The sequence below is a fragment of the Aeromonas sp. FL131 genome (assembly GCF_049860615.1).
GTDB lineage: Bacteria > Pseudomonadota > Gammaproteobacteria > Enterobacterales > Aeromonadaceae > Aeromonas > Aeromonas hydrophila.
Genome location: NZ_CP187595.1, coordinates 2,139,294 through 2,153,469 on the forward strand (window position 1 = coordinate 2,139,294; position 14,176 = coordinate 2,153,469).

11 protein-coding genes and 1 tRNA gene are annotated in these 14,176 nt (G+C 62.8%); all 12 read left to right on the forward strand.

Features of this window, described 5'->3' with window-relative positions; translation table 11 throughout:
- The first annotated feature begins 272 nt into the window (after positions 1-272).
- The 12 genes from ACPW75_RS09880 to hypF all read left to right on the forward strand — a co-directional run bounded on the left by ACPW75_RS09880 (position 273) and on the right by hypF (position 14,174).
- Positions 273-938: a 4Fe-4S dicluster domain-containing protein gene (locus ACPW75_RS09880; RefSeq protein WP_077096586.1), complete on the forward strand. Its 666-nt coding sequence runs from the start codon at positions 273-275 to the stop codon at positions 936-938.
- Positions 938-2,821: a hydrogenase 4 subunit B gene (gene hyfB, locus ACPW75_RS09885; protein ID WP_077096587.1), complete on the forward strand. Its 1,884-nt coding sequence runs from the start codon at positions 938-940 to the stop codon at positions 2,819-2,821. Before ACPW75_RS09880 ends, hyfB begins: the two co-directional genes overlap by 1 nt.
- 1 nt (position 2,822) lies before the next feature.
- The gene (locus ACPW75_RS09890; RefSeq protein ID WP_045526940.1) at positions 2,823-3,776 is read left to right on the forward strand and encodes a respiratory chain complex I subunit 1 family protein; all 954 of its coding nucleotides are present in this window, start codon (positions 2,823-2,825) and stop codon (positions 3,774-3,776) included.
- A gap of 80 nt (positions 3,777-3,856) precedes the next feature.
- Entirely contained in the window at positions 3,857-5,575 is a 1,719-nt protein-coding gene (locus tag ACPW75_RS09895; RefSeq protein ID WP_077096588.1) for an NADH-quinone oxidoreductase subunit C, read from the forward strand.
- Positions 5,576-5,584: 9 nt separating this feature from the next.
- Positions 5,585-6,142, forward strand: a complete 558-nt coding sequence (locus ACPW75_RS09900; protein WP_005345227.1) for a formate hydrogenlyase complex iron-sulfur subunit — start codon at positions 5,585-5,587, stop codon at positions 6,140-6,142.
- On the forward strand, positions 6,142-6,957 hold the full coding sequence (locus tag ACPW75_RS09905) for an NADH-quinone oxidoreductase subunit B family protein (RefSeq protein WP_024944977.1): 816 nt from the start codon (positions 6,142-6,144) through the stop codon (positions 6,955-6,957). Before ACPW75_RS09900 ends, ACPW75_RS09905 begins: the two co-directional genes overlap by 1 nt.
- Positions 6,950-7,363: a formate hydrogenlyase maturation HycH family protein gene (locus ACPW75_RS09910; RefSeq protein WP_077096590.1), complete on the forward strand. Its 414-nt coding sequence runs from the start codon at positions 6,950-6,952 to the stop codon at positions 7,361-7,363. Before ACPW75_RS09905 ends, ACPW75_RS09910 begins: the two co-directional genes overlap by 8 nt.
- Positions 7,363-7,872: a hydrogenase maturation peptidase HycI gene (hycI, locus tag ACPW75_RS09915; RefSeq protein ID WP_077096591.1), complete on the forward strand. Its 510-nt coding sequence runs from the start codon at positions 7,363-7,365 to the stop codon at positions 7,870-7,872. The genes ACPW75_RS09910 and hycI overlap by 1 nt, the downstream gene beginning before the upstream one ends.
- 193 nt (positions 7,873-8,065) lie before the next feature.
- Positions 8,066-8,157 (forward strand) — tRNA-Sec (locus ACPW75_RS09920).
- A 269-nt stretch (positions 8,158-8,426) separates the two neighbouring features.
- Positions 8,427-9,863 (forward strand): L-seryl-tRNA(Sec) selenium transferase, encoded by a 1,437-nt coding sequence (gene selA / locus ACPW75_RS09925; RefSeq protein ID WP_077096592.1) that lies wholly within the window; start codon positions 8,427-8,429, stop codon positions 9,861-9,863.
- A 4-nt stretch (positions 9,864-9,867) separates the two neighbouring features.
- Complete coding sequence (selB, locus tag ACPW75_RS09930) at positions 9,868-11,751, forward strand: selenocysteine-specific translation elongation factor (protein WP_077096593.1); 1,884 nt, start codon at positions 9,868-9,870, stop codon at positions 11,749-11,751.
- The gene (gene hypF / locus ACPW75_RS09935) at positions 11,748-14,174 is read left to right on the forward strand and encodes a carbamoyltransferase HypF (protein WP_077096594.1); all 2,427 of its coding nucleotides are present in this window, start codon (positions 11,748-11,750) and stop codon (positions 14,172-14,174) included. Before selB ends, hypF begins: the two co-directional genes overlap by 4 nt.
- Positions 14,175-14,176: the final 2 nt, after the last annotated feature.

The following is a 14,176-nucleotide window of genomic DNA, read 5'->3' on the forward strand; positions in this document are numbered from 1 at the left end:
TCAGACCCGTAGCCCTTTCACCCCTTGTCACTGCCCCGCATTCAGCCGTGTCGATACCCTTTTGCGGGGGTGACGAACCCTCTCCTACCCTTCGTCACAAGTGACGAACGTCACGCTTCGACAGTAAGGCAAGGCCTCGACACCCGATGACGCCATTTTGAAAATCATTTAAAAACAAACACTTACACTCACACAGCCAAGCAAAACCAAGCTGGCCCGTATCTTGCCAACCTGCCCCTACTTTCTCCGTTCGCGACACGACAAGGTAGGCTATGAACCGCTTCGTTATCGCTGACCCCAAGCTTTGTATCGGCTGTGGCACCTGTATGGCGGCCTGCAGCGAGGTACACAAGGCGCAAGGTTTGCAACAAGCCCCCCGTTTAACCGTTATGCGACACGAGCAGGCGACCATGCCGGTTCAGTGCCGTCACTGTGACGATGCTCCCTGCAGCAAGGTGTGCCCGGTCGAGGCAATTCGCCAGACCGGCGATTGCGTGCAACTCAACGAGTCGCTCTGCATCGGCTGCAATCTCTGCGCCGTGGCCTGCCCCTTTGGCGCCATTCAGAGTGGCGGCAGCCGTCCGGTAGCCGTGGCCACCAGTTACGACACCTATATCCCCTGCTCCATCCGCTCCAGCAACCCCTCCACCTCTGCCGGCCTGCGTTGCTTTGGCGAGGATCTGCTGAGCTGGGAGCCGGGCGTGCGCAGCATAGCTATCAAGTGCGACCTGTGTGAATTTCGCGCCGATGGCCCGGCCTGTGTCGGTGCCTGCCCCTCCCAGGCGCTGAAGCTGGTCAATGACGGCGACACCGAACGCGCCGCCCGTATTCGTCGTCAGCAAGCGGCCGACACCAACCCGCAAGGGGCCTCTGCCTTCTCGGCACCCGCCACGGCGCTCCCTGCATCCGATTTATCCACCACAGAGGGAGCGTGCTGATGTTGTCCCCCCTTGTTATGGCCACGCTCCTGCTCTTTTTGCTGGGCGCTGCCACCGGTTTGCTGCTGCAAAAGCTGCCCGCACTGGCCAACCGTCTCAATAGCGGTTTTGCCCTGCTGGGCTCGCTCGCGGGTCTGGTCGCCGCCATCCAGATCTTTGCCCAAGGCGCCCCCGTCGACGGCCAGCTCTGGCTGCTGGGTTCGGTTCACCTGGATATGCTGGCAGCACTGATGCTGCTGGTGATCAGCACCGTCGGCGTCGCCGTCGCCCTCTACTCCTTTGCCTATATCCGCGAATATCAGGGCAAGGGGGATGTGGCCATCGGCGCGCTGATGAACCTCTTCCTCTTTGCCATGGTGGGCATGGTGCTGGCCGACAACGCGCTCGGTTTCTTGCTCTGCTACGAGCTGGTGACCCTCACCACCTACTGGCTGGTCAAGACCAATCCGGATGCTGCCAAACAGAGCCGCCTCTATCTGGTGATGAACCATATCGGCATGGCGCTGGTGCTGATCGCCTTCTGGCTGCTCTGCCGCGAAAGCGGTTCGCTGGAGTTCGCCGCGCTGCGCGAGCACCATCTGGCGGGCGCCCTGGCATCTCTGGTGTTCCTGCTCAGCTTCTGCGGCTTTGGCCTGCGCGCCGGTTTCGTGCCGCTGCACGGCTGGCTGCCGGTGGCCGAACCCGTCGCCCCCTCCCATATCTCGGCGCTGATGTCTGGCGTGATGGTCAAGCTGGGTCTCTTTGGCATTTTGCGGGTCAGCATCGATTTTCTCGGTGCCAGCCAGCTCTGGTGGGGCTATATGGTGCTGATCTTCGGTGCCTGCTCGGCAGTGCTCGGGGTGCTGTTTGCGCTGGCCGAGCATGACCTCAAGCGGCTGCTCGCCTACCACACGGTAGAGAACATCGGCATCATCCTGATGGGGATGGGGATCGGCATGATCGGCATCGCCAACCAGCAGCCGGCGCTGGTGGTGCTGGGGCTGCTCGGCGCCCTCTATCACCTGCTCAACCACGCCATCTTCAAGAGCCTGCTCTTTATGGGCACCGGCTCTGTGATGTTCCGCCTGCACACCCGCGACATGGACAAGATGGGGGGGCTGGCCAAGCTGATGCCCTGGACCGCGCTGGCGTTTCTCATCGGTGCCATGGCCATCTCGGCGCTGCCGCCGCTGAACGGCTTTGTCAGCGAGTGGTTTATCTATCAGTCGCTCCTTTCCATGACCAAGCTCGGCACCTCCGTCGTCGCGCCGCTCGCGGTGGTGATGCTGGCGGTGACCGGCGCCATGGCGGTGATGTGTTTCGTCAAGGTGTACGGCATCTGCTTCTGCGGCGCACCGCGCTGCGAGAAGGCGAGCCACGCCCGCGAAGTGCCGGGCGCCATGGTGGCAGGCACCCTGCTGCTGGCCGCCGTCTGTCTGGTACTGGGTCTGGGCGCCCCCTGGATTGCCCCCCATATCGCCAGCTATGGCCAAGCCTTGGTAAGCGGCCAGATGAACGTGGCCACTGGCGCCACCCTGCTGCCACTCGACAGCTCACAAGCGATCCTCTCCCCGCCCGTTATCGCCATCACCCTGCTGGGGCTGTTCCTCATTCCGCTGCTGATCTTGGCCATCTTCAAGGGGCCCAAGCTGGGTCGTCGTCACGCCGGCACCCCGTGGGCCTGTGGTTACGCCTATGAGGAGCGCATGAGCCTCACCTCCGGCGGTGTCACCCACACCTTGCGCCAACTCTGCGCGCCGCTCTATCGCAAGCAGCCGCAGCTCGATCTGGCCAGCGCCCTGCACGGGGTGAGCGATGCCAGCAGCAACACCGGCAGGCTGCTGCTCTCTTTAATAAATGGCGTGGTGCTGGCGCTCTTTATCCTGATGGCTGTAGGAGTCTGATATGCCTGTTCTTGAAATGCCGAGCTGGGGCATGGTTGCCCTCGCCCTGACCCAGGCCATCGCCATGCTGGCGCTGGCGCCGCTCGCCACCGGTTTCAACCGGGTGCTGCGGGCCAAGATGCACTCCCGTCAGGGGCCGGGCCTGCTGCAGGATTACCGGGATATCGCCAAGCTCCTGCGCCGTCAGGAGGTGACCCCCGAGCCTGCCGGCATCATCTTCAACCTGATGCCTGCGCTGCTGATCGCCGCCCTCTTGCTGGTAGGGATGGCGCTACCGACCCTCACTCATGAGTCCCCCTTCCCCATCGCCGGGGATCTCATCACCGACATCTATCTGTTCGCCATTTTCCGCTTCTTCTTCTCCCTCTCGGGGCTCGACAGCGGCAGCATGTTTGCAGGGATCGGTGCCCGCCGTGAGCTGACGCTGGGCATTCTGGTGGAGCCCATTCTGGTGCTCGCCTGCTTCATCATGGCGATGATGGTGGGCAGCTCGGATCTGGGCAACATCAGCAGCTATGTAGCGACCCAGCCGCTGGCCGCGCCCATCGCCACCCTGCTGGCCGGCGCCGCCTGCGCCTTCGCGGTGTTTGTCGAGATGGGCAAGCTGCCCTTTGACTGCGCCGAAGCCGAACAGGAGCTGCAGGAGGGGCCGCTTACCGAGTATTCCGGTGCGGGTCTTGCCCTGCTCAAGCTCTCCATCGGCCTCAAGCAACTGGTGGTGGTACAGCTCTTTCTGGTGATTTTCCTGCCCTTCGGCAAGGCGGCCAACTGGAGTCTGCCGGCACTCATCGGCGCGGCGCTTATCCTCGCCTGCAAGCTGCTGGTGGCCTTTTTGCTGGCCGGCATCATCGAAAACGCCATGGCCCGTACCCAGTTCGTGCACACCCACAAGCTCACCCGCTACGGGTTGGGGCTGGCCCTGCTGGCGCTGCTCGCCTATCTGGTCGGGATCTGAATCATGCCCGCCAGCACAGCAACTTTTTCCGATTTCATCATTTGTGAATGCTCATTCCCGAACATTAAAGTGAGAACTGCATGACCATCGCCATTTCGGATCGCATCGGCTGCGACTACATCCAGCAGGTGCGAGCACAACTGCCCCACGCCATCGTCGACGAGGAGTGGCAAACCGCCGATCAGGCCACCATCACCGTCAAACCCACCAGTCTGGTCGAGACCGCCAGCCTGATCTTCCATCAGCTGGGGGGCTGGCTTCCGCTCTCCTTTGCCAATGACGAGCGCAGCCTCAACGGCCACTTCGCCGTCTACCACGTCTTCTCCATGGAGGGTGACACCAAGTGCTGGATCACCGTCAAGGTGCTGGTGGATGCCGATACCCAGGAGTACCCCTCCATCACCCCGACCATTCCGGCGGCGGTGTGGGGCGAGCGGGAGATCCGCGACATGTACGGCCTGCACGCCATCGGTCTGCCGGACGAACGCCGTCTGGTGCTGCCGGACGACTGGCCGGAGGATATCCACCCGCTGCGCAAGGACGCCATGGATTATCGCCAGCGCCCGATGCCCACCACCGACACAGAGACCTACCCCTTCGTCAATGAGCTCGGCAGTGATGCCAACCGCATCGTGCCGGTGGGCCCGCTGCACATCACCTCGGACGAGCCGGGCCACTTCCGGCTGTTCGTCGATGGCGAAGACATCATCGATGCCGACTACCGCCTCTTCTATGTCCATCGCGGCATGGAAAAACTGGCGGAAACCCGGATGGGCTACAACGAAGTGGCTTTTCTGACCGACCGGGTCTGCGGCATCTGCGGTTTTACCCACAGCGTCGCCTACACCACCTCGGTAGAGAACGCCATGGGTATTCCGGTGCCGGAGCGGGCCAAGATGATCCGCGCCGTGCTGCTGGAGGTGGAGCGCCTGCACAGCCATATCCTCAACATCGGCCTGTCGAGCCACTTCACCGGTTTCGACACCGGCTTCATGCAGTTCTTCCGGGTGCGGGAGAAATCCATGACCCTGGCCGAGCTGCTGACCGGTGCCCGCAAGACCTACGGCCTCAACCTGATTGGCGGGGTGCGCCGCGACATCTTCAAGGAAGATCGCATCAAGGGTGCCCAGCTGGTGCGCGAGCTGCGTGATGAGCTCAAACCCCTGGTGGCCATGCTGCTGGATACCGCCAACATCTCCTCCCGCCTCATCGGTATCGGCAAGCTCGAGCCGCAGATTGCCCGCGATTTCAGCTGCGTCGGCCCCATGGTGCGGGCGAGCGGCTTCAAGCGCGACGTGCGCCGGGTCCACGACTTTGCCGGCTACCGCGAGCTGCCGATGGAGATCCAGACCAAGGCGGGTTGCGACGTGCAATCCCGGGTGCTGGTGCGCATCCACGAGCTCTACGACTCCCTCGACATGATTGAGTTTGGCCTGGAGCACCTGCCGGAAGGGCCACTGCTCACCGAAGGCTTCACCTACCAGCCGGGCAAGTTTGCGCTGGGCTTTACCGAAGCGCCGCGCGGCGAGAACGTCCACTGGAGCATGACGGGAGATAACCAGAAGCTGTTCCGCTGGCGCTGCCGCGCCGCCACCTACGCCAACTGGCCTGCCCTGCGCTACATGCTGCGCGGCAATACCGTGGCGGATGCGCCGCTCATCATCGGCAGTCTGGATCCCTGCTACTCCTGTACCGACCGGGTCACCCTGGTCGACCCCAAGAAGGGCAAATCCACCGTGGTCTCCTACAAGGAGATCGAGCGCTACGGCATCGATCGCAAGCACTCTCCGCTGAAATAAGGGGTCATCATGATCAAGCTGTTCAAGACCATCCTCAAGGCTGGCACCCCGACCGCCAAGTACCCCTTCGCCCCTTACGAGGTGAACCGGGATTTTCGCGGCAAACCCAAATATCAGGCGGATCAGTGCATCGCCTGCGCCGCCTGCACCAAGGCCTGCCCGGCCAATGCGCTGGTGATGGAAGTGGACATGGAGACCGGCGAACGCCGCTGGGAGATCTCCATGGCGCGCTGCATCTTCTGCGGCCGCTGCGAAGAGGTCTGCCCGACCCGCGCCATCGCCCTCTCCCCCGAGTTCGAACTGGCGGTAACCAACAAGGCGGATCTCTATGAGGAGGCCCGCTTCGCGCTGGCCCCCTGCACTCTGTGCGGCACCTACTTTGCCCCAAGCAAGCTGGTGGCGCTGGTGGAGGACACCCTCAAGCAGGCAGGCACACCGCTGGCCACCCCGGAGCGACTGCACCACTGCCCCGACTGCAAACGAAAACAGAGCATGCTGAGCCAGCCTGACTCGGCCCTGATCACACCGATAGCCACACCGATGGCCGCACAAAAGGAGTGGATGTGATGAGCAAGATCAAAGGCATAGAACCGGTTGTCGGCTATGCCCATACCCGTGCCGTGCCGCTGGCACAGGATCCCGAGATCACCAAACTCAAGAAGACCCTGCTCAAGGACATTCGCCGCTCGGCCTATGTCTACCGGGTCGATTGCGGCGGCTGCAACGCCTGTGAGATCGAGATCTTCGCCACCATCACCCCGCTGTTCGATGCAGAGCGTTTCGGTATCAAGGTGGTCGCCTCTCCCCGTCACGCCGACATCCTGCTCTTTACCGGCGCGGTGACCAGGGCGATGCGGGTGCCAGCCCTGCGCGCCTACGAGGCGGCGCCCGATCCCAAGATCTGCATCGCCTACGGCGCCTGCGGCTGTGACGGCGGCATCTTCCACGATCTCTATTGCGTCTGGGGCGGCACCGACAAAATCGTGCCGGTGGACGTCTATATCCCGGGCTGCCCTCCGACACCGGCGGCCACCATCTACGGCTTTGCCGTGGCGCTCGGTCTGCTTGAGCAGAAACTCAAAGCCACCAGCCACGAGGTGCAACCGGGTGAGCGGGTCGAGCTGCGCCACACCGGCATCCCCAACGAAATCCGGGTGATGATCGAGCGCGAAGCGCGCCGCATGGCCGGTTACCGGCAGGGGCGGATCATCGCCGACGAGTTTATGGCCCTGCTCGAAGGGGCGACCCAGCAGGATGTGGATCTGCGCATCCAGAGCTACCTCGATCAGCACGACGATCCGCGCCTGGCGGAGATCGTCAACAACCTCGCAAACGCCTGCCTCAACCGGGCGGCCGGCAAGGGAGAGGCGGTGCATGGCTGACCAGGTTTTCTTCTACCGCCTCTCGCGCAAGTTCGTCGACGAGCAGTTTGACGTGCCGGAAGAGGCCAGGGAGGTGATGTACTACAGCCTCGCCATCGGCCACCACCTCGGCATCGTCGATTGCCTGCGAGCAGACCTGGTCTGCTCGCTGACCGGTTATCGCGACTGGGTGGCCAAGCTGCCAGAGGGGAGCGAGGCGCGCCGCAAGATGGAGGGGTTTCTCACCTTTGGCGAGATCACCATCTATCGCGAGCACTGCCATATGCTGGCCTGCGCCTTCGACCGACTGCGCAAAGCCGACAATCTACTCGATGAGCAGGAGCTGGGCTGGACCAACACCTTTATGGATCAGCTCACCGCCCTCTTTAACGACCCCCATATGTACCTGATGGTAAGGAGCCGCTGATGGGCTGCAATCTCGTGTTGACCGTGGGCAATGCCATGATGGGGGACGACGGTGCCGGCCCCTATCTCGCCGACAAGCTGCAAGCCGCCCCCCTGCCCGGCTGGGTCCATATCGACGGCGGCATCGCGCCGGAAAATGTGGTCTACAAGGTGCGGGAGCTGCAACCGGAGCGGGTAGTGCTGGTGGATGCCGCCGAGATCGGCGAGAAGGCGGGCACCCTGCAGGTGATCCCCCCCGAGACCATCGCCGACATGTTTATCTTCTCGACCCACAATATGCCGCTCAATTTCCTGATCGACGAGCTCAAGACCTTTGTCCCCGAGGTGATCTTTGTCGGGGTACAACCGGCCATCGTGGCGTTCTCCTTCCCGATGACCGAGATGGTGAGCGGGGCCATGGATTATCTTTACGATCATCTGGAAGAGGCTAAAGATAGCGAGTTGTTAATAAACCGGCTGGCCCAGTGGAATATCACCAATGCGGCCACCGATTATTTGCCGGCTTGTTAACGGCAGTAGTAACAGCTCCCTCTAAAGGCATATGTAAATGCCCGATGTTAAATTAAAAACATCGGGCTAATTGCCATGAAATTGATATAAATCAACGCGCGGACATTTTTCATAAAATTGGCCAACTCGCTATTTTTAAACATAAAAAAGCGTTGCCAGTCACAGAAAATTGCCACAAAATGGTGGCCATTGCGGAAGCTGATGGGGTCTGGTGGCCTCCTCGGTCTTCAAAACCGATGAGAGCCGAGAAGGCTTTGGCAGGTTCGATTCCTGCCTCTTCCGCCAAATTTCATATATTGGAGAGAAACCGTCAATTATTTTTCAGGCTGGTTGACGACTGTTTCACATATTGTTCTAACAAGGTGCCTGTCGCATTGCCAATATAATCTGAATGCGCTCCGACACGCTTATTTATCTGCTCGAACATTAATTTATCCATTCGCCTTTTTTATTAATTCATGAATGGCAAAAAGCAGCAAATAAGCAGCGTCGCAGCGGCCTTCCCCCGGCAAGGCGGCGTGCATGTCACTCCCACGCACAGCCCGGGTCATCCCATGCAAACTCCGTCTGACGTATCCTCCCTCGCCCCCAGCGCCTCTTATGCCGCGCCTCCCGCAAATCAGCGTCGCTTGCCACAAGTGGAACAGCTGCTGCAGCAACCCTTTCTCGCCGGGTTTATCGAGGCGCTGAGCCGCCCGCTGGTGACTCAGGCGGTGCGCGACACCCTCAGCGAACTGCGCCAGAGCGAGGTGTTTCGCCAGCATGGGGTCGCCCCCGAGCATCTTGAGGCGCTGATTGCCAAGCGCTGCCAGCAGCAGTTGCGCCAGCGTCAGACCCGGGTGATCAACGCCACCGGCACCCTGGTGCACACCAATCTGGGGCGCTCGCCGTTAAGTGCCGATCTGTGGGACGAGGTGCGTGACCTCAACACCGGCTACAACAATCTGGAGCTGGATCTCGCCACCGGCAAGCGCGGCGGGCGCAAGGGGCTGATCGCCCCCCTGCTCCGTTGCCTCACCCAGGCCGAGGATTCGCTGGTGGTCAACAACAACGCCGCGTCGCTCTTTTTGCTGCTGCAGGAGGTGGCTAAGGGGCGCGAGGTGATCGTCTCGCGCGGCGAGCAGATCCAGATTGGCGGCGGCTTTCGCATTCCCGACATTCTGGCGCTCTCCGGCGCCAAGCTGGTGGAGGTGGGCACCACCAATATCACCACCGCCAAAGATTACCTGGATGCCATCACAGAGCAGACCGCCTTGGTGCTGATGGTTCACAGATCCAATTTCGCCATTCGCGGCTTTACCGAATCCCCCGATATCGGCGAGGTGGCACGCGCCCTGCCCGAGCACGTGGTGCTGGCGGTGGATCAGGGCTCCGGCTTGACCACCGAGGAGTTTGCGCCGGATGAAACCTCGGTGCGCCAGTACATCAAGGCAGGGGCGGATCTGGTCTGCTACTCAGGCGACAAGCTCTTGGGCGGCCCGCAATCGGGCATCATCAGCGGCCGCAGCGACCTTATCAAGCGGCTGGAAAAACACCCCATGATGCGCACTTTCCGCCCAAGCCGCATCGTCTACTCCCTGCTCGAACGCCTGCTCATCCACAAGCTCAACAAGTCCCCTATCGGCGAGGGCATTGCCCAGCGCACCTTGAGCAACCCGGCCGCCATGCAGGCCAGAGCCGATCAGCTGATGGCCGCCCTGCCCGGCTGCTTTGTGCCGGTCCCCGCCCAGCTGGTGGTGGGCGGCGGCACCCTGCCGGACGAGTTCTACCCGGCACCAGCGCTCGAGTGCACCGACCCGCGCCCGGCCCAGCAGCTGCTCGATGATTTGCGCGAACTGCCGGTGCCGGTCATCGCCACCGTGCGCCAGCAGAAGGTGCAGCTCAATATGGCCACCCTGCTGCCAGCAGAGATGGAACTGCTGATCGCCCAACTCAGGGAGTTGCTGCTCCCCGCCCCGTTCAATGCAACAAATGCGACCGAGGAGCCCTGATCCCATGACCCCCTATCGCGCCGTTATCGGTCTTGCCGGCCACGTGGATCACGGCAAGACCCTGCTGATCAAGGCCCTCACTGGCATCACCACGGCCCGCGCCCATGAGCAGGCCATCGGCATGACTCAGGATCTCGGCTTTGCCCACTTCGACGACGGTCAGGGCAACACCATCGGCGTCATCGACGTGCCCGGTCACGAGCGCTATATCCGCAACATGGTGGCGGGGCTCTGGAGTCTGGATCTGGTGCTGCTGGTCATCGCCGCCGACGAGGGGTGGATGCCGATGACCGGCGATCACCTGCGCCTGCTCAAGGCGATGGGGGTGCCGCGCCTCTTGGTCTGCATCAACAAGTGCGATCTGGTCTCCCCTGAGGAGCTTGTGCTATTGGAAGAGAGCCTGCTGGAGCGGGTGATGGACGAGAGCGGCATGGTGCCCGACATCGTCAGCGTCAGCGCCAAGACCGGTGAAAATATGGCCGCCCTGCACGCCGCCATTGTGCGCCAGCTTGCCGATCTGCCAGCCTCACACGCTGCCCGCGAGCAGAGCGCCCCGCGACTGTATGTAGACAGGGTCTTTACCGCCAACGGCACCGGCACCGTGCTTACCGGCACTTTGCAACAGGGCCGCCTCAAGGTGGGAGACAAGCTGCGCCTCTACCCTGCCGATCGTGAGGTGCAGGTGCGCTCCCTGCAGGCCTATCACCAGAGCGTCGACGAGATCGGCGCCGTCTGCCGGGTAGCGGTGGGCCTTAAAAAAGTGCCCCACAAGGAGGTGGCCCGCGGTCACTGCCTTACCAACGCCGCTGGCCAGTGCGAGGCGGCAACCCACCTTATCGTGCGGCTCTGCGAGGTCGGCAGCAGCATCCGGGAACAGCGCAACCGCGAGGTCGAAGTGGCCCTCGGCAGCTGGCATGGCCGTGCCCGTTTTGTGCCCATCAAGGATACCCGGCTGGCACGGCTGATCTTTGCCAGCCCCATTCCCTGCTTCTTCGGCCAGCCACTCGCCATCATTCGCCACGGCAGCAGCGAGCTGTTGCACGGCGCCCGCATCGTCTGGTGCGGCGACATCCATCCCGCCAGACGCAAGGCGTTGCACGCCCTGCTGGGCGAGCTGCCGGATGACTTGGCGCGCTACAACCCGGCCGCCCTGCAGCTGGGGCTCAATGGCTATGTGCTGGCCAGCCGCTTTGACCAGCTGCCCGGGCAGGTCACCCCCCTCGGTGAGTGGCTGCTGGATAACTGCTGGCTGGCCCAGAGCCGCGACCAGCTGCTCGCCACCCTGGCCAGCGAACCGCTGAGCGCTGCGGAGCTCACGACCCGCTTCGGCATCGCTCTGCCGGTCACTCAGGCCCTGCTCCAGCAGCTCAAGAGCGAGCAGCTGGTTCGCCTGCACCATGACAAGTGGCAGCCGGGCAGCGGCGAGTCGGAAGATGATCTGGGGGAAGAGGCGCAGCTGGTGCTCAAGGTGGTGCGAGATCAAGGCAAGGAGGGTTACGAGCCCGGTAAACTGGGCCCCGGCGGCGTGGAGCAGGATCCCTTTATCACCCGCAAGCTGCCCACCGCCCTGCAGCAGGGCTTGCAGCAAAAAGGCGCGTTGCAAAAGCAGCTGCGCAACCTGGCGCGACTCAAGTATCTGGTGCAGCTCGATGGCCCCATCTATTACGACGCCGCCCTTTACAACCAGATGGTCGCCGCCGTGCTGGCGGGCCAGCAGGTGGGAGATCTGATCGACATGGCATCCTTCAAGGAGATCACCGGCTTGTCGCGCAAATACGCCATTCCGTTCTGCCTGCGCATGGAGATGGATGGCTGGGTACGGCGCGAGGAGAACGAGCGCCGGGTGCTGCGTCTGCCAGCCACTCAAGATGAGATGGAGCCGGCATGAGCGCCACCATCGCCCCTTCTGGTTCTGCCAATCCTGTTGCCAACAGGCTGCGCCGCGAATTTCATATCGACGGTATCGTGCAGGGGGTCGGCTTTCGCCCCTTCGTCTATGGGCTGGCGCTGCGCCACGGCCTTGCCGGCTATGTCTTGAACGATGCCAATGGCGTCACCATCGGCGCCGAGGGTTCCCCCGAGCAGCTCGCCGCCTTTGCCCGCGAACTGCGGGAACTGGCGCCACCCTTAAGCCGAATTGATCATTTCAGCGAGCGGGAACTGCCCTTCGCTCATGATCCCGACTACGATGGCCAGTTTCGAATTAAAGCGAGCCAGCAGCAGAGCGCCGCCACGGTCGCCATCTCGCCGGATCAGGGGATGTGCGAGGCGTGCGCCAACGATGTGGCCAACCCCAACGATCGCCACCATGGCTACCCCTTTACCAACTGTACCCACTGCGGCCCGCGCTACACCATCATCCGCCGCCTCCCCTACGACCGCCCCCACACCGCCATGGTGGGCTTTGCCATGTGCCCGCACTGCGCGGCGGCCTATGAAAACCCGCTGGACAGACGCTACCACGCCCAGCCGGTGAGCTGCCCCGAGTGCGGGCCCCATCTCAGCTGGCGCAGCGGCCACGGCGATGCGCTGGCCGAGCGCGAGGATGCACTGCACGCAGCGGCCCGCGCCCTGCAAGCGGGGGCGCTGATTGCGGTCAAGGGAATGGGGGGTTATCACCTGATGTGTGATGCCCGCAATGAACAGAGTGTGGCCAGATTGCGAACGCTCAAGCGGCGCGCGCGCAAGCCGCTGGCGGTGATGATGGGCTCCCTTGCCGAGGCCAAATTGCATGTCAGCGGCAGCGAAGACGAGTGGCAGCTGCTCGCCTCTCAGGCCAGACCCATCACCTTGCTGCGCAAGCGCAAAAACGATGATCGACCGTCAAAATCCCAACTGACAACCACGCCGCTGGCCGAGGGGAGCGCCCCCGGCATCCCCTACCTTGGCATCATGCTCCCCTATACCCCGCTCCATCAGCTGCTGCTGGATGCCTGCGCCATGCCGCTGGTGGCCACCAGCGCCAATGGTCGCGGCAGCCCGATCCTTATCGAGTGCGAGGCTGTGGTCAGGGAACTCGGGGGCGAGATTGACGGCATCCTGGATCACAACCGCCCCATCCTGCACCCGTGCGACGACAGTCTGGTGCAGTGGGCAGGCGGACGACGCCAGACGTTGCGCCTCGCCCGGGGTTATGCCCCCTGCACCCCCAGCCTGCAAGAGGCGGTCAAGGTGCCGCTCTTGGCAGTCGGGGCGCAGCAGAAGAACCAGCTGGCGCTCGCCTTTGGCCGCCAGCGCATCTACAGCCCCTATATCGGCGATCTGCACAGCCTGCCGATGCAGGAGCACTTCGAGCAGACCCTGGCGACCTTTCGCGAACTCTACGATCTCAACCCCGAAGTGTTGGTGTCGGATCGCCACCCGGGCTATCTCAGCCATCAGTGGGCCAAACGCTATTGCCACCATCAGGGTGCAACCCATCTCGAGGTGCAGCACCATCACGCCCACCTGCTGGGGGTAATGGCCGAGCACGACATCACGGGCCCCGTGCTGGGGGTTGCCTTCGACGGCACCGGCCTTGGCGATGACGGCACCCTCTGGGGTGGTGAGCTGCTGATGGCCGATGTAAAGGGCTTTACGCGCGTTGCCCACCTCAAACCCTTCAAGCTCATCGGCGGCGAGGCGGCCATCCGCGAGCCGGTACGTCAGCTGCTGGGGCTGCTGTTTGAATCGCACAGCCCTGAGCAGATCAGTGCCCTCGATATTCCGTTGATCAAGCAACTGCCCCTTAAGCGGATCCGCAACCTGCACCAGCTCTGGCAGCTGGGTCGCAACACCCCCTACACCAGCTCCCTCGGCCGCCTGTTCGATGCGGTGGCGGCGCTCTTGGGGGTGATCGACACCCCCGATTACGAGGGCGAGGCAGGGCTATTGCTGGAGGCAGCCGCCTTGCAGCTGGCCCCCGATGAACAGCCCTTCCCCCTCGCCTTTGATCTCAGCCAATCATCAGAGGGGCCACTGCAGATCGAGTGGGCAGAGCTCATCAATACCCTTGTCAGCGAGCGGCGCCAAGGCACCTCAATCACCAGCCTGGCCGCCGGTTTTATCCGTGCCATCAGCGCTTTGGTCATCGCTCTTGCCGAGCGCTTCCCCGACTATCCGGTGGCGCTCGGGGGCGGCGTCTTTCAAAACCGGGTACTGATGGACCAGCTGGTGCCCGCACTCGAAGCCGCCGGCCGGCAGGTATTGACCAGCGAAACCCTGCCGCTCAATGACGGTGGCATCGCCGCCGGTCAGCTCTGGTTTGCCATCCACCATCTTGCCACGCATCAGCCTGTCACCACCGGTTGTGCCACCTTGTCGGAGTCCTGAAA